The sequence below is a fragment of the Haloarcula regularis genome, assembly GCF_029338315.1.
Lineage (GTDB): Archaea > Halobacteriota > Halobacteria > Halobacteriales > Haloarculaceae > Haloarcula > Haloarcula regularis.
In genome coordinates this window covers 1,804,045-1,823,279 of record NZ_CP119794.1, presented here as the reverse complement: position 1 = coordinate 1,823,279, position 19,235 = coordinate 1,804,045, and the positions used below count along the sequence as shown (strand labels likewise).

General features: G+C 62.9%; 17 protein-coding genes and 3 pseudogenes. 10 read left to right on the top strand and 10 right to left on the bottom strand.

What is annotated here, in order from left to right; translation table 11 throughout:
* Positions 1-40 precede the first annotated feature (40 nt).
* A complete protein-coding gene (locus P1N55_RS09865; RefSeq protein WP_276275464.1) occupies positions 41-910 on the bottom strand; it encodes a hypothetical protein in 870 nt (289 codons plus the stop codon).
* A 494-nt stretch (positions 911-1,404) separates the two neighbouring features.
* Here P1N55_RS09865 and P1N55_RS09860 point away from each other — a divergent pair, with 494 nt between their 5' ends.
* From P1N55_RS09860 to P1N55_RS09835, 6 genes are all read left to right on the top strand, one after another.
* Positions 1,405-2,778 carry a sulfatase-like hydrolase/transferase gene (locus P1N55_RS09860; RefSeq protein WP_346429970.1) on the top strand — a complete coding sequence of 458 codons (1,374 nt, stop codon included), beginning with the start codon at positions 1,405-1,407 and terminating at the stop codon, positions 2,776-2,778.
* 117 nt (positions 2,779-2,895) lie between these two features.
* The gene (locus tag P1N55_RS09855) at positions 2,896-4,395 is read left to right on the top strand and encodes a flippase (protein ID WP_276275462.1); all 1,500 of its coding nucleotides are present in this window, start codon (positions 2,896-2,898) and stop codon (positions 4,393-4,395) included.
* Positions 4,395-5,330: a glycosyltransferase family 2 protein gene (locus P1N55_RS09850; protein WP_276275461.1), complete on the top strand. Its 936-nt coding sequence runs from the start codon at positions 4,395-4,397 to the stop codon at positions 5,328-5,330. Before P1N55_RS09855 ends, P1N55_RS09850 begins: the two co-directional genes overlap by 1 nt.
* 121 nt (positions 5,331-5,451) lie before the next feature.
* Complete coding sequence (locus P1N55_RS09845; protein WP_276275460.1) at positions 5,452-6,432, top strand: sulfatase-like hydrolase/transferase; 981 nt, start codon at positions 5,452-5,454, stop codon at positions 6,430-6,432.
* Positions 6,414-6,893 (top strand): hypothetical protein, encoded by a 480-nt coding sequence (locus P1N55_RS09840; RefSeq protein WP_276275459.1) that lies wholly within the window; start codon positions 6,414-6,416, stop codon positions 6,891-6,893. Before P1N55_RS09845 ends, P1N55_RS09840 begins: the two co-directional genes overlap by 19 nt.
* Before the next feature lie 564 nt (positions 6,894-7,457).
* Positions 7,458-8,456: a hypothetical protein gene (locus tag P1N55_RS09835; protein WP_276275458.1), complete on the top strand. Its 999-nt coding sequence runs from the start codon at positions 7,458-7,460 to the stop codon at positions 8,454-8,456.
* A gap of 92 nt (positions 8,457-8,548) precedes the next feature.
* Here P1N55_RS09835 and P1N55_RS19940 read toward each other — a convergent pair whose 3' ends face one another.
* Together P1N55_RS19940 and P1N55_RS09825 are read right to left on the bottom strand one after the other, a co-directional pair.
* A complete protein-coding gene (locus P1N55_RS19940) occupies positions 8,549-9,247 on the bottom strand; it encodes a hypothetical protein (RefSeq protein WP_379690072.1) in 699 nt (232 codons plus the stop codon).
* 41 nt (positions 9,248-9,288) lie between these two features.
* On the bottom strand, positions 9,289-9,927 hold the full coding sequence (locus P1N55_RS09825) for a hypothetical protein (RefSeq protein WP_276275457.1): 639 nt from the start codon (positions 9,925-9,927) through the stop codon (positions 9,289-9,291).
* 998 nt (positions 9,928-10,925) lie between these two features.
* Between P1N55_RS09825 and P1N55_RS09820 the strand changes: the two genes are divergently transcribed.
* Together P1N55_RS09820 and P1N55_RS19730 are read left to right on the top strand one after the other, a co-directional pair.
* Positions 10,926-11,567 (top strand): metal-dependent hydrolase, encoded by a 642-nt coding sequence (locus P1N55_RS09820; protein ID WP_276275456.1) that lies wholly within the window; start codon positions 10,926-10,928, stop codon positions 11,565-11,567.
* A gap of 1 nt (position 11,568) precedes the next feature.
* Positions 11,569-11,844: pseudogene (locus tag P1N55_RS19730) on the top strand (hypothetical protein); the annotation flags it as partial.
* 223 nt (positions 11,845-12,067) lie between these two features.
* Here the strand turns inward: P1N55_RS19730 and P1N55_RS09815 are convergent.
* The 3 genes and pseudogenes from P1N55_RS09815 to P1N55_RS09805 all read right to left on the bottom strand — a co-directional run.
* Positions 12,068-12,413 (bottom strand): annotated as a pseudogene (locus tag P1N55_RS09815) (winged helix-turn-helix domain-containing protein); the annotation flags it as partial.
* A gap of 291 nt (positions 12,414-12,704) precedes the next feature.
* On the bottom strand, positions 12,705-13,667 hold the full coding sequence (locus tag P1N55_RS09810; RefSeq protein ID WP_276275455.1) for an NAD-dependent epimerase/dehydratase family protein: 963 nt from the start codon (positions 13,665-13,667) through the stop codon (positions 12,705-12,707).
* A gap of 164 nt (positions 13,668-13,831) precedes the next feature.
* Positions 13,832-14,464: a hypothetical protein gene (locus tag P1N55_RS09805; protein WP_276275454.1), complete on the bottom strand. Its 633-nt coding sequence runs from the start codon at positions 14,462-14,464 to the stop codon at positions 13,832-13,834.
* Positions 14,465-14,658: 194 nt separating this feature from the next.
* On the opposite strand from P1N55_RS09805, the gene P1N55_RS09800 reads away from it, so the two are divergent.
* Complete coding sequence (locus P1N55_RS09800) at positions 14,659-14,889, top strand: hypothetical protein (protein WP_276275453.1); 231 nt, start codon at positions 14,659-14,661, stop codon at positions 14,887-14,889.
* Between the two features lie 484 nt (positions 14,890-15,373).
* Positions 15,374-16,428 (top strand): annotated as a pseudogene (locus P1N55_RS09795) (molybdopterin-dependent oxidoreductase).
* A 1-nt stretch (position 16,429) separates the two neighbouring features.
* On the opposite strand, the gene P1N55_RS09790 reads toward P1N55_RS09795, so the two are convergent.
* From P1N55_RS09790 to P1N55_RS09775, 4 genes are read right to left on the bottom strand one after another with little or no spacing between them, the layout of a single operon-like run.
* Entirely contained in the window at positions 16,430-17,056 is a 627-nt protein-coding gene (locus P1N55_RS09790) for an HAD family hydrolase (protein WP_276275452.1), read from the bottom strand.
* Positions 17,053-17,472 carry an RNA-binding domain-containing protein gene (locus tag P1N55_RS09785; protein WP_276275451.1) on the bottom strand — a complete coding sequence of 140 codons (420 nt, stop codon included), beginning with the start codon at positions 17,470-17,472 and terminating at the stop codon, positions 17,053-17,055. Before P1N55_RS09785 ends, P1N55_RS09790 begins: the two co-directional genes overlap by 4 nt.
* Positions 17,469-18,029 (bottom strand): AAA family ATPase, encoded by a 561-nt coding sequence (locus P1N55_RS09780; RefSeq protein ID WP_276275450.1) that lies wholly within the window; start codon positions 18,027-18,029, stop codon positions 17,469-17,471. The genes P1N55_RS09785 and P1N55_RS09780 overlap by 4 nt, the downstream gene beginning before the upstream one ends.
* 32 nt (positions 18,030-18,061) lie before the next feature.
* Entirely contained in the window at positions 18,062-18,904 is an 843-nt protein-coding gene (locus P1N55_RS09775; protein ID WP_276275449.1) for a polyprenyl synthetase family protein, read from the bottom strand.
* Positions 18,905-19,235: the final 331 nt, after the last annotated feature.

Genomic DNA, 19,235 nt, shown 5'->3' with positions numbered 1-19,235 from the left:
TTCCGGTTCAGGGGCTTGCCACCCAGTCGAGCGTGCGGAGTCAGGACTCCCAGGCGCTCCAGAAAGCGCGGTCCGAGTCAGTTATCTTACGGATCTGGACGATGTTCGACTCCGACGACCCTTTCTTGAGCGTCGGGAGGACGGTCTTCGGTTCGTAGTCCCAGTCCGCCTCCTGGAGGCCAGAGACGGTCAGCCGCCTGGGGCGGTCCCGCGTGTACGGGAACGCCGCCAGGATCAGCGCCTTCTCGTCGTTGGCCTCGTGTTCCCCCTTCTCAGACCAGTCAGTCGATCGGAGCGGATTGCCCCATTTCCAGTGTGCTTTCGTCAGCATGTACTCGTCCATAGGGCTCGGAATGCGGGTTTCGACCTCGGACTTCGTGATGGTGAATCCCCCCGAGTTGTGGTCGAGAACCACCGACAGCCGCGAGAGGACCACGTACGCGCTCCATCCGGAGTTCTGGATGTTGTAGCCGCTTTGCTCGTTGATGTCGTCCAGTTGCTCGTGCCAGTAGACCACGAGCGAGTCAGCGATCGACGGGTCGGTCAGATAGGCATCTGCGACCGTACAGATGTCGCCCCCGGCCGCGACGACGGCAGGCTCCGCTGGCGTCGCCTGCTGTGCGACCTCGACGATCCGATCCGTTCCGACGGACCCGATCGGTCTCGTGTCCTCGATCACACCGGATTTCGGCTTCTGGTGGTGGTCGAACACACCGAACTCCGGTTGGGGGAGCCCATCGAGGCCGCTCTCGACGGCTTTCCGGTACATCCGGCGGTGGTTCACGACGCTCTCCTGATAGTGGCGACCGTACTTCTCTTCGTTCTTCCAGACCTCACGCGGGAATCCGAGCAGGAACCCGCGGAGGTCGGCCGCCCCCGAATCCCCCATGGCGAGCGCGAGTTCGCCCATGTAGTTATCGGTGCTCTGGTCGTTGATAAACACGAACGGATGCGAACCATCTACCGCGAACGGATCGGGGAGGGCTTCCGGACCGGGATAGGCCTCGGCCGACGGCGGAGAGCGGTCACTCGATGAATCGGCCGTTCGGGTCTGGGAAGCCGACGGTGAGGACGTCGGGGTCGCTGTCGGGGTTGCTGTCGAGGTTGCTGTCGGGGTCCCCTCGTCGGAGATCGTCTTACACCCTGCGATCCCACCGAGAACGCCCGCAGCGAGGAGGGCCGTCGAGCGGAGGTAGCTCCGCCTCGATGATGAGTCTGGTCCGGGGTCGTCCATGTGTCATCCTATTGACTGAACCATCATCAATTGCGTGGATTGCCACAGTCGTCAGAGAAGATTACAACTAGATACTCACCGGTAACTTTCTTAGTGGTGACAACGAAAATGGAATTACAGCAGATACATGAGCGCTACTCAGTTTTCTACGTATCTCCGGAGACTCGTCGGTGAGGAACGAGTGGACAGGCTTCGGAGTGCGATCGGTCCGCTCTATCGGGCCGCGCAGTACAATCTCGTCCAACCGGCGCAAAACCGGCTCCGGTACCGGCGACGGCTCTCGGCAGCCCACTTACGACCTCGGTGACCGCGACGTCCTGTTTCTCGTCGTCGATTGCCTCAGAAACGACCACATCTCTCGGAGCGGCTACGACCGGCAGACGACACCGTTTCTCGATTCTGTCGGGACTTACTACCCGAACTGTGCTTCAGCTGCCTCGTGGACGTACTCTTCCGTGCCGTCGATCCTGACTGGCCTCTACCCACACACGCACGGAGCGGTTTTCGAGACGGAGTACCGCAACAAAGGCATGGACACGCCACCCGCGAACCTTCGCGAAGACGTCTTTACGCTCCCGGAGATTCTCGCCAAATCGGGATACGAGACGTACCTCTCGACGGCCATCGCGACGGCCGAACTACCTGTCCGCGGGCGGTTCAAGGAGGCGAACATCTATCACGACAGCCATTACAACGCGCCCGCGGAAAAGCTCCGTCGGCACCTGCTCGAATGGTGGGACTCGACTGATGGACCGCGGTTCGGCTACGTGCACTTCGGTGACCTCCACGCCGAGTTGCGCCGCCCCGACCAGGAGCCCTTCGGCGAGATTCCGGACGTCGACAACGTCGAGGGATGGGACTTCCTGGAGACGACGGAGCCACGCGAGGAGTTCGAAGCGTACCGCGAGGCCAAGCTCAAATTGTACGATTCCGTCCTCCGCTACGTCGACGACCAGATCCGGCTCCTGTTCGACGCGCTCGACGAACGCGGCGACCTCGAAGACGCGCTCGTCGTCGTCGTGGGTGACCACGGCGAGGAGTTCTGGGAGCGGGTGGAACTGGAGCGCCGTCACTTCGACGACCCGCGCAACACCTACGGGACCGGTCACGGGCACGCGCTCGTTCCGGAAGTCGTGTTCGTCCCGTTGCTCATCTCGGGAGAGAGCGTGACCGAAACCACCGACTGGGTGTCGACGACGGACATCGTCCCGACAGTGTTAGCAGAACTCGGACTCTCGGAGTCGGATCTCTCCGCCTTCGACGGCGTCCCCCACCAATATCCGGTTCCGGACCGAGCGGTCCTCTCGGAGGAAGTCGCGTATGGATACGATCAGCAGGCGGTGGTGCGAGGGTCGCATCTGCTCATCCACTCGCCGTACGAAGACCAGAGCGTCGTACTCGATCTCGAAGCCGACGAGCAGATCGACGATCCAGACGTCGAGACCACACTCAGGTCACATCTCTCGGACGAGAAACAGGCCGGAACAGCGAACACGCTCAACGCGACGACTCGTGACCAACTCGCCGACCTCGGCTACATATGACCACTGACCCTTCACCGACGAAATGATGTCGCCGCAACCACCACGAAGCCGACCGGACGGACGCATCGACCCAGTGACAGTGAACATAGCGATGGGACCGTTCCGGAGGGCTGAACGGTGAACATTGCACGGTCGAGTGCCAAACTCTCGGTGGCCCACGGCCTGACCGCCGTCATCACGTTCGGAGGGATCGCCGTGTTCGCAAACTGGCTCCCACCGAGCGAACTCGGGGTCTACTTCCTCTTCGAAGCGCTCGTCGGGGTGCTGACGATCCCGGCCGACTTCGGCATCCGGGGAGCCGTCGAGAAACGGATCAGCGAGGGGAACGAGCCGGGCAAGATGTTGACGAGCGCGTTATCGATGAAGACCGTCCCGCTCGCGATTATCGGCGGCCTCGTTCTCGCGCTCGGGGGGTACATCAACGGCTACGTCGGCGCAGACGTCGCGGTATTGCTCATCGTCGCGATGATTGGCCACGAGCTGTACCAGCTCGGCGTCCAAATCGTGAGTGCGGAACTGCGCGTCGGCGAAACGGCCGTCCTCCGGCTGTCTCACAAGGTTGTATGGTTTGCCGTCGGCTACGCGCTCTTGCAGTCCGGATACGGCGTCAAGGGACTGATTTACGGGCTGCTTGCCGGCTACATCGTGCCGTTCGTCTGGGCGAACTACAAGCGATCGACGCCTTTCCGTCGACCGTCGATGGAGCAGTTTCACTCGCTCACTGCCTACTCGAGGTATAATTTCGTCTCCGCGCTGAGCGGGTACGTCTACGGCTGGATGGACGTGTTGATCATCGGTTTCTTCCTCACCTCGGCGCACGTTGGCTCCTACGAAGTCGCCTGGCGCGTCACCGCCGTCGTCATCCTCGGGAGCAACGCCATCGCGAAGACCATCTTCCCACAGGTCAGTCGTTGGGACGCAAACCGGGCGATCGAGCGCATCGAGAAACTGATCCCGCGCGCGATCACACCCTCGCTCGTCCTCGCGATCCCGGCGTTCGTCGGGGCGATGCTGTTCTCCCGGGAGATCCTGACGTTTATTTTCGACGCCGAGTACGCGACGGCGTGGCTCGTCCTCATCGTGCTGATGGGCGAGAAAATTTTCCAGTCCGTGCACGTCATCACCGGGCGGTCGCTGAAAGCCATCGATCATCCTGAACTGGCCGCGAAAGCGGCCGTCGCAGCCATCGCAGTCAATCTGGTCCTCAACGTGGCCCTGATCACGCAGTTCGGACTCATCGGTGCCGCCGTCGCGACGGTGGTCTCCTTCGGACTGAACACCGTCCTTTGTATCCGCTATCTCTCACGGTACCTGACGGTCCGTGTCCCGTGGCGGGAGCTCGGGTGGATCGTCGTTGCATCCATCGGCATGGGTGTCGTTCTGGTGGGCGTGCGTTCGGTCGTCGCCATCGACAGCCTGGCCCGGTTGCTCGGCGTCATCTCCCTGGGGGCCGTCCTGTTCAGTGCGTTCGCGCTCGCTTCACCAACGCTCCGAACACAGGCGTTTCAGAGCATCCACTCCTCAAATCGGAGGGCTCCCCGAGTGAAGCGGTCCAGGAAGGTGACTAGTGGCTGGCAAATATTTAATTACAATCGGTGCGGAGATTGGGTCACCTGATGACTCCAGCGACCGCCACTACCACCGATGCGCCCGTCGAGACTGACTGGCCATCGGTGACGATCGTCGTGTTGACCTGGGAGAACTACGCAGATACGGCGGAGTGCCTCGAAACGCTTCGCGATGTCGACTATCCCACTTACGACGTCGTCGTCGTCGACAACGGTTCGACTGACGGGTCGCCCGAGCGACTCGCCTCGGAGTTCGAGTGGTGTGAGTTCATCTTCAACGACGAGAACCTCGGCTTCGCGCGGGGAAACAATCCGGGAATCGAGCGCGCGCTCGCGGAGGGGGCGGACTACGTCCTCCTGTTGAACAACGACACGGCCGTCCCCCCGGACTTTCTGAGGCCGCTCGTCGAGACCGCGGAGTCACACGACGACGTCGCAGCCGTCGGGGGGGTCCAGTACCGATACGATACCGGCGCGATACTCAACGCCGGCTCACGATTCTTCCCGTATCTCGGAGGCCGGGTCACCACGTATCAGGACGTCAGAGACCGTGACCCCTATGAGGTCAGTTACGTTCCGTCCTCGCTGCTGTTGATCGACCGGGAGTTTATCAGGGAGAACGATATCCTCTACGAGGGCTACTTCCTGGGGATGGAAGACGTCGACCTCGCTGTCCAAGCCCGCCAGTCCGAAAAGCGCGTTCTGATCGCGCCGGAATCGACGATTCGCCACAAGGAGGGGCTCACACGGGACCGTAGCCCGTTCATGGTCTACCACTGGATGCGTAATCGGCTCACCTTCGCCGCCAGCCGGCTCCCGCTCGTGAAGCGGGTCGTCTTTTACGTGATGTTCCTCGCAACGCTGGTTCAGTTTGCCACATTCTGGGCCTATCGCGGTCGCACAGACCTGCTCAACTCGATGTACATCGGTATCAGGGACTACTTCCTCGACGCCGAATTTCGGTCGTACGAATATTTTCAGTGAGCGCGACCGCGCCCGAGTCGACGATCAGGAATGTGTCCAATATCGCTGTTCTCGGCACTCTCTCGGGGTTGGGTGAACGAAGAGCAATCTTTATGATAATGGTATGACAATATGCGGGCAGATGTCACGAAACGTCGCTCTCATTATTTTAGACGCCGTCCGAAAAGACTATTTTGACGAGTACGCCCCGCGGCTCCAGCGCGCGGCGGACGTGAGTTTCGAGCAGTGTCGGGCCGGCAGTTCTTGCAGCGTCCCGAGCCACAGCGCGATTCTCACCGGACAGTTGCCACACGAGAGCGGCATCACGTACACCAGCGTCCGATACGACCACATCGACGAAGACGAGACGTTCCTGTCGTCGCTGCCGGACCACCGGAGCTTCGGTGTGAGCGCTAACCCGTGGGCGAGTTCCGAGTTCGGCTTCGGGCGCTTCTTCGACGACTTCGTGAACGTCTCCCGACAGCGACGGTTCCAAGACGGAATGGACCTCTCCCAGTTCGTCTATGACGAGTGCGACGAGACCGGAGTCAAGATGTATCTCGACTTTCTCAAGGCCGCGTTCCATCGGGACAACACCGTCCAGAGCCTCGCAAACGGCGCGTTCGCACAGTTGAATCGCTCGGTCTCGAAGCTCCCCGTTCCGAAGCCCTTTGACGACGGCGCTGCGACCGTCTCGCGAGAGATCGGGAAGCGCACAGGCGACGACGACCAGCCGTTTTTCTGTTTCACGAATTTCATGGACGCTCACTCTCCGATGCAACACATTATCGGGTACGATAGATCGCTCCACGACGTGCCGATGTCCTGGTCGTCGCTGGCGTTCGAACACCAGGACGAGATCACCTTCAACATCGACGGGGCCACCCAGCAGTACGACGAGTTCATCTCGAACTATCGCCAGCTCTACGCCGCATCTATCGACTATCTCGACCGTACGGTGACGGACCTCATCTCGGAGATCCAGGCTGAAACCAGGCGCGAGACGACGTTCATCATCACCGCCGACCACGGGGAGAACATCGGCTACGAGTCGGAAACCACTACTTCGGGCACAAGAGCAGCCTCTCGGAAGGGCTCTTACACGTGCCGCTGTATATTGTGAACCCGCCGGAGGGACTGTACGAGGCCGAAGAACTCGACTACGTTAGCCAGCTTGAGATGGGCGATCTCATCGAGTCGCTCGCCACAGGTCAGCGCAAGGACGTCTTTCGAGATGCCGTCCCGGCAGAGCTCATCAACGGCTACATGGACGAACTCCAGCCGTACGTCTCCGAGGAGGAGATTGACTACTACTCGCGGGCCCAGCGGTGCGTGATCAGCGACGACACGAAGGTGCTGTGGGACTCGCTGGGGGGCAGTGCCCGGTACCGACTGGACCGCGATCGACCGAACTGGCAGGAGCAGGAGAATTCCGATGTGTCGATCCCTGACTGGGCAACCCAGCACTTCTCGATCAGGCTCCAAGAGTTCTGTGAGAGCATCGATAAGGCGACCTCGTATGCCGACCGAGAGGACATCGACGACAACACGAAAGACCGCCTGGCGGAGCTGGGTTATCTCTGAGAGCTCGGCAATCAGTAGCGATTCACATACAACCGCTCCCGAAGAACACCGATAACGCAATGTCACAGGTCCCGGCGTACGACCAGCAGTACTACCTCGCTCCTGATCCCGACATCGATCCCGGAAGGATATCGCCACGTCGAGTCGAACGGTTGGCATCTCGTCGTCGACACCGAATTCACCGTCATCCCAGTCGTCTCCGAGGATGACGATGTCGGTTTGGTTTTCGGGACGATTCTCGACCCTTACGAGACGTTCCGTGACGGGTCGATAGTCCTCGACTCCGACGACGAGTCGGCACCACTCGAGGCGGCGTTCGAGACTGGTCTCCGTCCGCTGCTCGGTCGCTTCGTTGGCGTCCTCCACTGTGGCAGTGGCGCGCGGGTGTACACTGATCCGATCGGAGCCCTGCCGGTCGTGTTTGACCGCAACTGTCGGACCGTCGCGTCCTCGCCGCTCGCAATCCCTGGTGTCACTCACGAGGAACGGTTTCGACAAGACCTGTACGACTCGATCAAGTGGCCGCTCGTCTCGCGTGGTGACAACACCTGGATCCCCGGCACAGTGACGTACTACGACGGCGTCGAGCGGGTCCTTCCGAACCACTATCTCGATCTTCGGATGTGGGACTCACGCCGATTCTGGCCGTCTGAACCGGTGACTCGATCCCCGGAGGCGTTGGAAGCCCGGGTCGAATCCATTGTCGGCCACCTCCGTTCGGTCTTCGATTACATCGACGACACGTACGCGAACCCACAACTGTCGCTGACAGCGGGCAAAGACTCCCGGACGCTACTGGCCACGGCGAAACCCCTGGCGAAGGCCGGAAGGATCGGGATGTTCACGATCGGCGATAGCGATTGGGAAGTAGATCGACACATCGCACAACGGATTACTAGGGAGCTCGGTCTCAGATGGACGCCGCTCTCGGTCATCGAATCCTCGGCCAGGGAGGAACGGACGTGGTCCGAGCAGACCGGTTACACCGTCGGCTCGGCGGTCAAAGAGACTTACACGACGATGTGGCAACTCGACGCGGACGCCGAAATCGGTGGGCTCGGCGGCGAAATCGGGCGGAGCTACCTCTGGCAGGACGGGGACGACAGCGACACCGAGATCGGACCCCGAGATATCCTCACTCGGTACAACAAGCCGGACCATCCAGCACTGGCCGCGTCGCTGGAACCGTGGTTCGAGGGTGTTTCTCAGTTCGACACCTACACTACCCTCGATCTCGCACACCAGGAGCACCGTCTCGGGAACTGGGCCGGGCCACAGCATCTCGGCTTCCGCCCGACAGTCGATCACATCCGTCCGTACTGTTTCCGCCCGATTATCGAAACCACACACCGACTGGACCCAGACTGGCGTCACGCCGACCAGTTGCCCCACCGCATCATCGGTCAGTGCTGGCCAGAACTCGAACAGTTTCCGTACAACTCGTTTACCGACTGGAAACGCCACGCGGTGAAAGTGAAAAAAGCAGTCGGCATGCTTGAGTCCGCGGCTGCGAATCCGGACATTGCCGCCGCATACCTCTCACGAAAGTACAGAGGGCGCTGATTCGGGGTCGGCCGTCCGGACGAGACTGCTTTGCTCTCACGGTGCCCCGACGGGAATGAATCTGGACCGCGCCGAGTCCTCTGACGACCGGGTCAGTAGTCGGCGGGGTCTATCGCAGTGCCGTCCAGGTACGCCGTGCCGTCAAGTTGCATGGACAGGCTCAACAGTTCGCCGTCGAAGTCGTAGATTTCGGGATCCTTGCCACCCATCATGCCACCTTCGATGAGCAGTGTCCCGTCGGACTGTTCGGAGATCGTATCACCGGTGTTCGTGTTCTCAGTGTTCGTGACCGTGCCGTCGATACCGGCGGTGTACGTGTCCCAGCTCGCGCCGTCTGCAGCGGTGAACTTCAGCTCGTGGCTCGTCGTGGTCGAATCGGTCGAGTCAGTTGAGTCGGTCGAATCGGTCGAGTCCGTGGTCGAGACGATTTCACCGGACACTAGGTCAACGACCCCGCTCTCGAACTGGCCCAGAAGCGCGTCGAGATCCGATCGGTACCAGAGCTCGCCGGCTGTGGCGTCAGTAGGGTTCTCGCCGGAGTACGCCGGCGCATCGAGGACGTCGGGAAGGTGAACCGGCGCAACGGTCCACTCGCTCCCGTCCCCGAGGTACCGTGTCCCGGTGTCCGTCGCGAGGAATTTCGCGCCGGATTTCGGCGTGTACTCTCCGAGGTTCGCTTCCACGTCACGGATCTCGAGATTCGTGTCGATCCTCGCGAAGTTCTCGTTGAGCGGGATGTGCCAGTCTGTCGTGCCTGCTGCGGGTTCGGTGAGGTTGTGATTTTCAGTCATTGTCTCGGGTTCGTGTATTGGATGTCTGTTGTTCGGTCGGTTCAGGGTGTCTGCTCGGAGTCGAACGTCTGGATATTGTCGATGTACGCGTAGTTGTCGCCCGAGCCGTCCGGGGCGCCCCACCCACCGCCGTAGTAGAACAGGTTGCGGATCGCGTACACCCTGTCGTACGGGCTCGGGGCGGGGGAGAACTCGACGTCGCTGCTGTCTAAGTCGATTACCAGCTCGCCGTCGTACCACTGTTTGAGGACGTTGTTCGTTACGTCGACGAAGCGGTCGATCTGGTACCACTGGCCCTTTTTCAGTGCTCGCGACGGGTGGTACGTCCGACCGCTGTCGCCGATATTCGTCTTGCGGTCGTAGATATAGTACGACAGGAGCCAATCGTCTGCCGACGCACCGATCGCATCAGCCGACCAGATCGCCCCGTTGACCAGCCACGGGTCGCGGTTCTCGGAGGCGTCGTCTTCCCAGCGACCGTCGAAGCCGGGGAATCCCTTCCCCGCCTGCTCTCCGGCCCACGGATTGTCGATATCGTAGTTCGTATCCAGCTGGACCCAGTAGCGAAGGTGACACTGTTCGAGCCCATCAGAGGGATACTCCGACCGGTCGTCGAGGTAGTGGAACCCCTCAGTCCCGTAGAAGGTGTTGTCGGCGTCTGCGTCCTGATTGATACGCATCGCACCGCTCCCTTCTGTCGACGGGGACGAAACGGCCGTTACCTTCGCACGGTTGGTCTGGGTCTCGACGAAAAAGGAGTCGATCTCCGAATCCGTATCCAGCGAGTTCGCGACGAGCGCCGTTCCAGTCGACGTCGAGGTTGTCGACCCGTCACCAGCTGCGACGGTCTCGGTGCTGTCCCCGACCTGCGTCCGGAACTCGTCGATGTCCGATCGGTACCAGATCTCGCCGTTGCTCGCCGCGTCGGGGTCGCTCGTGTAGCTCGGAGCGACAACCGTCTGCGGGGCTTGTGTCGGTAGGGTGACCCACTGGCTCCCGTCACCGATGTATCGAACCCCGGTGTCAGTTGAGAAGAACTTCGCAGCGTCGGCGTGTACTGGTCGAGGTTTCCTTCGACGTCTCGCACCTCTGTGTCCGTATCGATTAGACGGAAATTTTCGTTCAGTGGAGCGTCCCAGCTCAGCGTCCCTTTCGACGGCGTATTCAGTTCGTGGTTTTCTGTCGTCATTATGTACGGGTACCTCTCATTGTCTCAGAACAGTGCGTCTGTCACGAGCCGGCAGACAGTTACCAAACGAGTGCCTGACGGAGACACATCCGTGAGCCAGGAGCCGGTCGGCATTACGCGACTACCGATGGTCCCCACCCAGTTGTCGGGCTTCGGACCTTCGATGGCCGAAGATCCCGTAATGAGCCTGTTCTGTGTACGCATTGTACGACAGGAGAAAGCGAATTTCTTATTAAAGAGGTTGTTGCACAGTGGCAGTTCATTAACGCCATCCGAACCTCATCTACTGGCAGTATACATACCATTCAAACCCGATTTACGAATGAGAACGTATGTTCAGCTACTAGAAATCTTTCCTTACTATATCCGCCTGAGACTGGAACGGACTTGGTCGGTCAACCGGAGCAGGTGGCTCCGGTACCCTTCTCGGTAGAACACTGCTACTAATGTATCTACGCGTACAGCTACTGTACACCTCGTAGATACTGAATGCTTCCGCCTGCCCATCTCGCGATCGGCTACCTCGCGTACTCTTCGTACACGCGTGTCCGAGGGAGAACACCCACCTCACTCGGGGCGCTCTTCGTCGTAGTTGGGGCCATGTTTCCCGATATAATCGATAAGCCCCTCCAGTGGTCGGGACTGTTGATCGACGGGCGGACGGCCGGCCATTCGCTGCTTATCGGCGGTCCTATCGTGTTTCTCGTTGGTCTCTGGCTCTATCGACGGACCGGCGACGGCGATGCACTTGTGGCGCTCTGTGCGAGCTGGCTGCTCCATCCGATCGCCGATGGGATCAACTATCCGTTTCAGGGGACAGTCGGAACGGATTTCGAGGAGCTGAGCTTCGTCGTCTGGCCGGTCGAGATTTCGGGCCCAGCGGTCGTTGAACTCCTCAGCTTCAATCAAACGGTCGCGACGTTAATGGCTCAGAAACCCGAGTGGGCGGCCACGAACCTGCCGAGCGGTCCCGACCTCCGGTCGGCGCTGTTGCTCTTCCAGCTCTGTGTGACAGGTGTCGCGGCCGTCGTCTGGATCTGGGATGGGGGCCCAGGTCTTTCTCTCGTCAGAACGGCCACCGTGGTACTCACCACTCCTCGAAATGATCCAGAGCTGTCGACGTGTCGCTGAAGAATGTGGGCTCACAACTGACGAGAATGGCCTGACTCGCAATGACCTCCAGTGACAGAAGTGGGTGACAGAAGCGAACACAGATTACAATGCGGCGAAGAATCTCGGGATGCGGTACGTCCGTCGGGACCACCAGTCGTCTCGGCGGCGTGGTTACAGTCGATTCGCCTTGGAGCCTGGAACGGTGACGCCGAGTGGCGGATTTACCGCCCATCCTGACGGGTCCGATGCCGAGTTCATCGACAAGCCTTACGCTCAACGAACGAACCTCTCTTGATGAGCGAACTAGAGTGAGGTCGTTGACCACCGGAGGAGACGTACAACCGCCGCAGTGGTTGAACGAACCAGCGGCACGGTCAAGGAACGTGGCCTCCGACACGTCCGTGCCCGAGCCCGCGTTCCCTCAAACGTCTAGTCACTCTTTAGTACTATTCTCACCGTGGAATAGCAACCGAAACTCGGAGTCACCTTGGATCTTTTCGAATGAGATTATCTTCGCCATCGCTGACTCCACCGAGAAACTTGATGCTATCCCACGCGCCCGTCAGCGGGAGTGACGGGCGCTCTCCTTCTGGAAACCAAGCATAGATCAGCGTCGAGAGTACCTATCGCGTCTGATCGACAGTTAAGATCGTGTATTCGCCGTCTAGGTTGTCGCGCTCTTTTGAAGCCTTCTTGAGTTCTCTCATCGGACTCGTAGTTCTCCGGCCGGGCTGTCTTCTAGGACAACCCGGCCGCTGACTTCAATCGCCGGATGTGCCGCTCACAGTACTCAACGTCGAATTATTCGGCCAGGTAGTGACGAGCCAGTGGAACAGACCACGCGGGCGCGTCGAGCCCAACCTTGCTCCATCTCTTCGAGCTATTTGTGACGCTCCTTTCGGCCTGCATCTGGCTTCCTGGCGGCTGTTCAGGCCTGCAAGCGGTCACGACGCTTGTTCGAAACGATTTTGATTACCCACCGAACCAACGGAACTGATCCGCGGTACCAGCCCAGCACAATCCGTTTTCTACGTTTGAATCGGTCGAACGACTCACTCAAACAGATCTCGGATGCACTGAACGAACCCACCGATATACCAAGCAGTGCCCTCCTCCCTGGAGGCACAACCTCCTCCAGAGTGGTCCAGCCATCACTCAGTGAACGCCTCCCCGAACGAGTGTTGCGAGTCCGTCCTCGAGCGAGACGGTCGGTTCGTAGCCGAGATGCTCGCGGGCCTTCGAGATATCGGCGCAACTCTCGGTGATGTCGCCCGGACGCGGGTCGGTGTAGGTCAGGTCCGAGGACGACCCGGTCACCTCGCGGACGGTCCGCGCCAGCGACTCGATGGAGACGCTCTCGCCGGTCCCGACGTTGAACGCCGTTCCGACCGCGTCGGTCACCGCCGCGAGCAGGTTCGCCCGGACGACGTCCCGGACGTGGACGAAGTCGCGGGTCTGGCTCCCGCCGCCGTCGACGGTGATGTCCTCGCCGGCCTGGGCCTGCCGCAGGAAGACGTCGATGACGCCGCTGTACTCGCTGGCGGTCTGCCGGGGGCCGTAGACGTTGAAGTAGCGCAGACTGACCGTCGGCAGGCCGTAGAGCTCGTTGTACAGCACCGTGTCGCGGTCGAGCGCGAGCTTCTCGACGCCATAGGGCGAGGTCGGCGCCTTCCGCGCCGACTCCGCGATGGGGACCTGTTCCGGGTGGCCGTAGATAGCGGTACTCGACGCCGAGACGACGCGGGCATCGACCGCCCGGGCGGCGTCGAGGACGACGGCCGACCCCACCACGTTCGTCCGGTGACTCGCCGCTGGCTCCTCGATAGACCGCTGGACGCTGGCGTTGCCCGCCTCGTGGAATATCACGTCGACGCCCTCGACGGCGTTTCGAACTGCCTCCCGGTTGCGGATGTCCGCCTCGATGAACGTCACGTCCTCGGGGAGTCGCTCCGTGGTCCCCACCGAGAGATTGTCGAGGACGCGCACCTCGGCCATGCCCACGAGCGCGTCGGCGATGTGGCTCCCGATGAACCCCGCGCCGCCGGTGACGAGCACCGTCGCCCCTGTCAACCCCGCCGGTACGTCTATGGGTCGGCCGTGACGCTCTCCGCTGTTCATTCAGCGATGGTACTCGGGAGACGATTAAATCGGTTACGGCGACCGTCCGTTCGACACGCGACGAACCCAGGTATCGCTCTCGGTGGCGTCGTCCCCTCGAGCGTGGACCGACCGTTTCGATCAGACGAAACTGCCGGGCTGGACTCTATCGACCGGTGGTCGGTTCACGCTGCTCCGCCGACAGTCCGCCGGAGATGCGTGCCCAGGAGAATCCAGGCGAGCCCGTAGAAGGCCATCGGCCCGCCCCAGGGGTCAGCCCCTTCTCCCATCACGTACGTGGTAAACGCGATCGTGAGGGGGACGCCGACCGGGAGGGCAAGGATGAGAAGCCAGGCCGCCGCCCGAGGACCGGCGTCGGCCCGGAGCATCGCGACGCCGAAGCCGAGCGCTCCGAGCATCGCCACGAGCAGTCCCAGCAGAAAGCCGACGAACGCGACGCCGGGGCCGTATTCGGCGATGGGAAGCGAGATTGCGGCGACGACAGTCCCGAGAGACATCGCCCAGAAACTCACCCTGGAAGGCCGGCCGAACCAGTCCTGCTGACGCTCGTGGTACGCCCACAGCCCGAACACGAGCAGGAAAAACCCGGCCACCGCGAACGGAGCGAGGAGTTCGAACTCCCGTTCGTTCAGCACGCTGAACAGCGCCAGGCCCGAGAGTGCCACGAGGGCTCCGCCGACTATCTCGCTGCCGATGCTCAGACGTTGCCACCGTCCGAGGTCAGTGCTCCCGGACCCGCCTGACTGCGTCCGTCCGATACCGTCCCCCACCACCGTCACGACACTCCCGGAGAGCATCCTGCGTGTTCCCTCGAAGTTACCATGGGCTGACACTACGGGGGTTGGGACATTAAATCCCGAGTGTGAGAGCAGTCCGACACCGTGCACTCCTCGTGATTTGGCCGAGACCGCTGCATACCGGGTCCACAGGCGGTGCGTTCGGGCCGGCTTCGGGCCGTTCATTCATATCGGATGGTTGACTCTATTCGTGCATGGGCAACGCAGCGACCACGCAGCGGACACTCCCTGGCCCGAGTGGGTGCCAGTCCTGGGAAGTCCGCTCGACTTCGGTCGGCACACGCTCGCGTTCCTCCAGTCCTGTCGTCGCGACGATCGCACGGCGCGGCCGGTTCGAGTCGCTCTCGAACCGCGAACTGCAACTCGAGCCCTCGGTGACGACGCGACCCGAGGACCCCATCGTCGTCCGGCCGGTCGCTCGATAGTCTCGACAGGAACGGAGTTCGACGGTGAGATGGCCTGATTAGACTGCGGGCCGGATCCTGAGGGGCCTCAAATGGATATAAGATCGACAAATCCGCAGATAGATAGAACATTTTATACCTATACTAGTTATATATGATGATAGCAAATCGAAAATGGCGATAAAATTCTCTTGAGGCGCGCAACTCGGGTCTGTTTCTTCTGATCGGGGGCCGAATTAGAGGCGGATAGGCTCAGACTGGTCGACTCGGCCCTACAAGCTACCCTTCACGAGGTACGAGTTCGGAATTTGGAAAGGGAAGCTGGCCTCCGGTGACTTGACCGTTCTCGACGACCGTGCCGACGCATCGACGGCGGAGACTGGCCCGGTTCGTCGACAACTGCCACTCTCGCCCTCGGCCAGCGGTCCGACGGTCCGAGTCCGATGCAGAGTCGTGCTGCCGAACCCGCCCGGCAGTATTTGGCCGTTCGGCGCTAAGGGCTGCCATGGACGTTCTCCGGGTCGTCCCGTCGCCGCGCGCCGTCGACTGGAGCCTTTTTGTCGCCGTCACGACGCTGCTCGCGACGGGCGTGGCGACCATCTGGGCCGGGACGCCGCGTGGCGCGTGGATCATCGATCTCCACGCCATCGCAGGGGTGGTACTCGTCGCGCTGGTGCCGATGAAGCTGTGGCGTGTCTCCCACCGTGTCTCGCCCTCGCGGCTCACCGGCCGGCGAGTCCTCTCCTTGCTGCTCGCGGCCGACGCGACCGCGGCCCTGGCCACCGGCGTCTGGTGGGTGTTCGGCGGCTCGCTCGACCTGGGGCCGTGGGGCTCTTTCACCTCCACGTCGGCCTCGGCCTGCTCGCGCCCGTCCTCCTGGTCGCACACCTGCGCTATCGCTACCACCGGCCCACGCGGGCCACCGTGGGCAGTCGTCGCGACGTCCTCCGCTACGCCGGCGTCGTCACCGCGGGCGCGCTCGTTTGGCGGTTCCAGCGACCGGTCAACGATCTGCTGGACACCGCGGGGGCCGCTCGGCGGTATACGGGGTCGCGCGAGGAGGGCAGCGGCGAGGGCAACCGCTTCCCGGTGACCAGCTGGGTCGCCGACGACCCGGACCCGGTCGACCCGGCCGACTGGTCGCTGTCGGTGGTGGGTCGCGTCTCGACGCCCGCCGAGTACGGTGTCGACGACCTCTCGGCGGACGCGACGCGGCAGGGGCTGCTCGACTGCACGAGCGGGTGGTACTCCGACCACGCGTGGCAGGGCATCCGCGTGGGTGACCTGCTGGATGCCGCCGACCCGGACGACCCGGCGGCGTGGGTCCAGTTCCGCTCGGTCACGGGCTACCGCTGGAGCCTCCCCATCGACGAGGCCCGCGATGCCGTCCTCGCGACGCACGTCGACGGCGAGCGTCTCTCGCACGGCCACGGCTTCCCGATGCGCCTGGTCGCGCCCGGGCGCCGGGGCTTCCAGTGGGTCAAGTGGGTCGAGGAGGTGCGGGTCACCAAGCACCGCGAGGTGGGCGAGTGGCTCGCCATCTTCGTCAGCGGCTTCTGACCTACACGAGCGCCCGGAGGGTCGCCCAGAGGTCGGGGCCCGCGTCGCCCGCCTCGCGCTCGTAGTGGACGGGGACGAACCCGGCGGCTCGCGCGCCCTCGACGTCGGCCTCGTAGTCGTCGCCGACCATGACGTACTCGTCGGCCGGCAAGTTGTCGCGCAGGCGGTCGAACGGCGCCGGGTCCGGCTTGTGCGCACCGGCCTCGTAGGAGGCGACGACGACGTCGAAGTGGTCGGTCAGGTCGTGGTGGTCGAGTTTGCCCAGCTGCCACTCGCGGACGCCGTTCGTGACGACCGCCAGCGGGTCGTCGGCACCGAGCGACGCCAGACTCTCGCGGGCGCCGTCGGGCACCGTCGTCGTCTCGTAGGTCCGCTCGCGGAGCGTCTCGACCATCGCCGCCGGGTCGGCGTCGGCCCCGGCAGCCTCGCGTGCCGTCTCCATCGCCCGGTGGAACGGGTCCGGTTCCATCGCCTCGAAGGCCGACAGGAACGATTCCTCGGCCGTCTGGACGAGCGCGTCGTCGGCTTCGATGCCGTGGGCCTCGAGCGTCGCTCGGGTCACGTCCTCGTAGGGATCGGTCCGGTGGACGAGCGTCCCGTCGAGGTCGAAACAGAGCGCGGTCCTCATGGCTCGGAGTCGACCGGCGTCCCGTCTTCGGTCGGCGGCGCGACGTAGTCGATGTAGGCCTCGGCGTCGGGCTCGCGCACCCGGACGCGGACGTGGATGTCGCCCAGCTCCGCGGGCTCGCCGACGGCGAAGTTGATGCGCCCCTCGAAGGCCGCCTGCTTCTTTACGTCGAACGCGAACGTGTCGCCCTCGAGTGCGTCGAAGAAGACCGAGCGGGCGGTGTCGAGAATCTCTAGGCGGTGGAGCAGCTCGGAGAACTGGTCCATCGAGTGGACCTCGGCGCGCAGTTCGCCGTGGCGGTGTTCGGGATCTGCTTCCGGGAACAGGTTGCAGATGGCGTCGGCCACCCGGTCGGTCACCTCGGTGTCGTTGACCGGTGCGGTGACCTGAACGTCGACGCTGTAGACGGCGCTCATTCCAGCGCCTCCGGCCCGTCCCGAAGGAGCGTCCGGACCGTCCGCTGGAAGGCCGCGAGCGTCTCGGTGTTCTCGATGGTCACGTCGGCCATCGCCATGGCCTCGCCCATCCCGAAGCCCAGTTCGCGTTCGTCACGGTCTTCGAGTGGCTCGCCACCGTCCTCGGCGCCGGCGTCCCGGTCACGCAGGTCCAGGCGCTCGGCCCGGACCTCGAAGGGTGCGTCGACTTCGACCAGCAGGAACGCCTCGCCGAAGGCTTCGCGGAACGCCTCGACCTCCACGTCCGAACGGATACCGTCGACGACGACGGTGTCGCTGTCCTTGCGGCGCTCCTCGATGATAGGCAACGACCGCTCGGCGATGGCCGCGGGGCCGTTCTCCTCGCGGAGCGCGGTCGCCACCCTGCCGTGGTCCGTCGCCGGGTCCAGCCCCCGGTCGCGACACTCCTGGCGGATGACGTCGCCCATCGTCACGACCGGCACCCCCATGTCGACGGCGACGTTCGCCGCCTCGCTCTTGCCGCTTCCGGGCAGTCCGACGATGCCGATGACTGTCATTGGCGAGCGTTGGCCAGCGCCGGGCAAAAGCCCTACCGTTCGCGGACGACGACGAACTCCGCGAGGTCACGCAGGTAGTCCATCGACTGGGACTCCGGGGCATCGATGGTCGCGAGCGCCTCCAGGGCCTTCTCCGACTCCTCGCGAGCGCGCCGGTCGGCCTCCTCGGCCGTGAGCTCGGTCACCTCGACGATCGAGGGCCGCTCCATCTCCGCGTCGTGCCCCGTGGGCTTGCCCAGCGTCTCCGCGTCGGCCGTCGCGTCGAGCACGTCGTCGCGCATCTGGAAGGCGACGCCGACCCGCTCAGCGTAGCGGCCGATGGTCTCGACGGTGTAGGCGTCGGCGTCGGCCGCGATGGCACCGAGCTCGGCCGCCGCGCGGAACAGGGCCCCGGTCTTGCGCCGCGCGAGTTCCATGTACTCGGCCTCGTTCGTGGGCTGGGCGATGAGCTCGGTCGCCTCGCCCTCGCCGAGTTCGACCATGGACTCGCTGACGGTCTGCATCGCCCGCTCGTCGGCCGAAAAGAGCGCGAACGCTTCCCCCAGCAGGCCGTCGGAGGCCACGATTGCCGGCCCGTGGCCGAACGCTGCCCACGCCGAAGGGGTCCCGCGGCGGAGTTCGGACTCGTCGATGATGTCGTCGATGACCAGCGACGCGTTGTGGACCAGTTCGATACCGACGGCAAAGTCGAGGGCGTCCTCGGGGTCACCGCCCAGCGCCTCACAGACCAGCACCGTCACCGTCGGTCGCACCCGCTTGCCCCCGGAGAGAGCCACGTGGCGGACCTGGTCGGCGAGTGCCGACGGCTCGACGGCGTCGAGGACGTCCTCCAGTCGCTCCTCGACGCGGTCACGACGCCGGTGGAGATACTCCATCACCCTGGGGTTAGGACCAGGCCGAAAAGTACCTGACGACCCACCTTTTTCTGTCGTTCGAGAGAGCGTCGCTCTCTCGTGATGACGAAAGACGCTACGCGTCTTTCGAACCACGTCGGGTTCGCGCTTCGCGCGAACCACTCTCTGCTCACGGGCGCTCAGCGCCCGTTCGCATGGTCAGCGGGACAGTTGGTCCCGCTCGACTTGAAAAACGTGGTCTTGCTGAGCGAAGCGAAGCAAGGCTCAGAAGACGAGCGAAGCGAGTCTTCTGGTGGCGAAAAACGGCGGAATCGCCGCGTCGCGGCGATTCCGAGAAACCGCGCCTCCGGCG

What these genes read in the sequence shown, in the direction of transcription:
- P1N55_RS09820 (WP_276275456.1), top strand. Translation starts at nt 10,926, where the DNA reads ATGCTTCCGCCTGCCCATCTCGCGATCGGCTACCTCGCGTACTCTTCG.
- P1N55_RS09785 (WP_276275451.1), bottom strand. Translation starts at nt 17,472, where the DNA reads ATGAGCGCCGTCTACAGCGTCGACGTTCAGGTCACCGCACCGGTCAAC.
- P1N55_RS09845 (WP_276275460.1), top strand. Translation starts at nt 5,452, where the DNA reads ATGTCACGAAACGTCGCTCTCATTATTTTAGACGCCGTCCGAAAAGAC.
- P1N55_RS09825 (WP_276275457.1), bottom strand. Translation starts at nt 9,927, where the DNA reads ATGCGTATCAATCAGGACGCAGACGCCGACAACACCTTCTACGGGACT.
- P1N55_RS19940 (WP_379690072.1), bottom strand. Translation starts at nt 9,247, where the DNA reads ATGACTGAAAATCACAACCTCACCGAACCCGCAGCAGGCACGACAGAC.
- P1N55_RS09850 (WP_276275461.1), top strand. Translation starts at nt 4,395, where the DNA reads ATGACTCCAGCGACCGCCACTACCACCGATGCGCCCGTCGAGACTGAC.
- P1N55_RS09780 (WP_276275450.1), bottom strand. Translation starts at nt 18,029, where the DNA reads ATGACAGTCATCGGCATCGTCGGACTGCCCGGAAGCGGCAAGAGCGAG.
- P1N55_RS09800 (WP_276275453.1), top strand. Translation starts at nt 14,659, where the DNA reads ATGGGCAACGCAGCGACCACGCAGCGGACACTCCCTGGCCCGAGTGGG.
- P1N55_RS09865 (WP_276275464.1), bottom strand. Translation starts at nt 910, where the DNA reads ATGGGCGAACTCGCGCTCGCCATGGGGGATTCGGGGGCGGCCGACCTC.
- P1N55_RS09805 (WP_276275454.1), bottom strand. Translation starts at nt 14,464, where the DNA reads ATGCTCTCCGGGAGTGTCGTGACGGTGGTGGGGGACGGTATCGGACGG.
- P1N55_RS09810 (WP_276275455.1), bottom strand. Translation starts at nt 13,667, where the DNA reads ATGAACAGCGGAGAGCGTCACGGCCGACCCATAGACGTACCGGCGGGG.
- P1N55_RS09790 (WP_276275452.1), bottom strand. Translation starts at nt 17,056, where the DNA reads ATGAGGACCGCGCTCTGTTTCGACCTCGACGGGACGCTCGTCCACCGG.
- P1N55_RS09775 (WP_276275449.1), bottom strand. Translation starts at nt 18,904, where the DNA reads ATGGAGTATCTCCACCGGCGTCGTGACCGCGTCGAGGAGCGACTGGAG.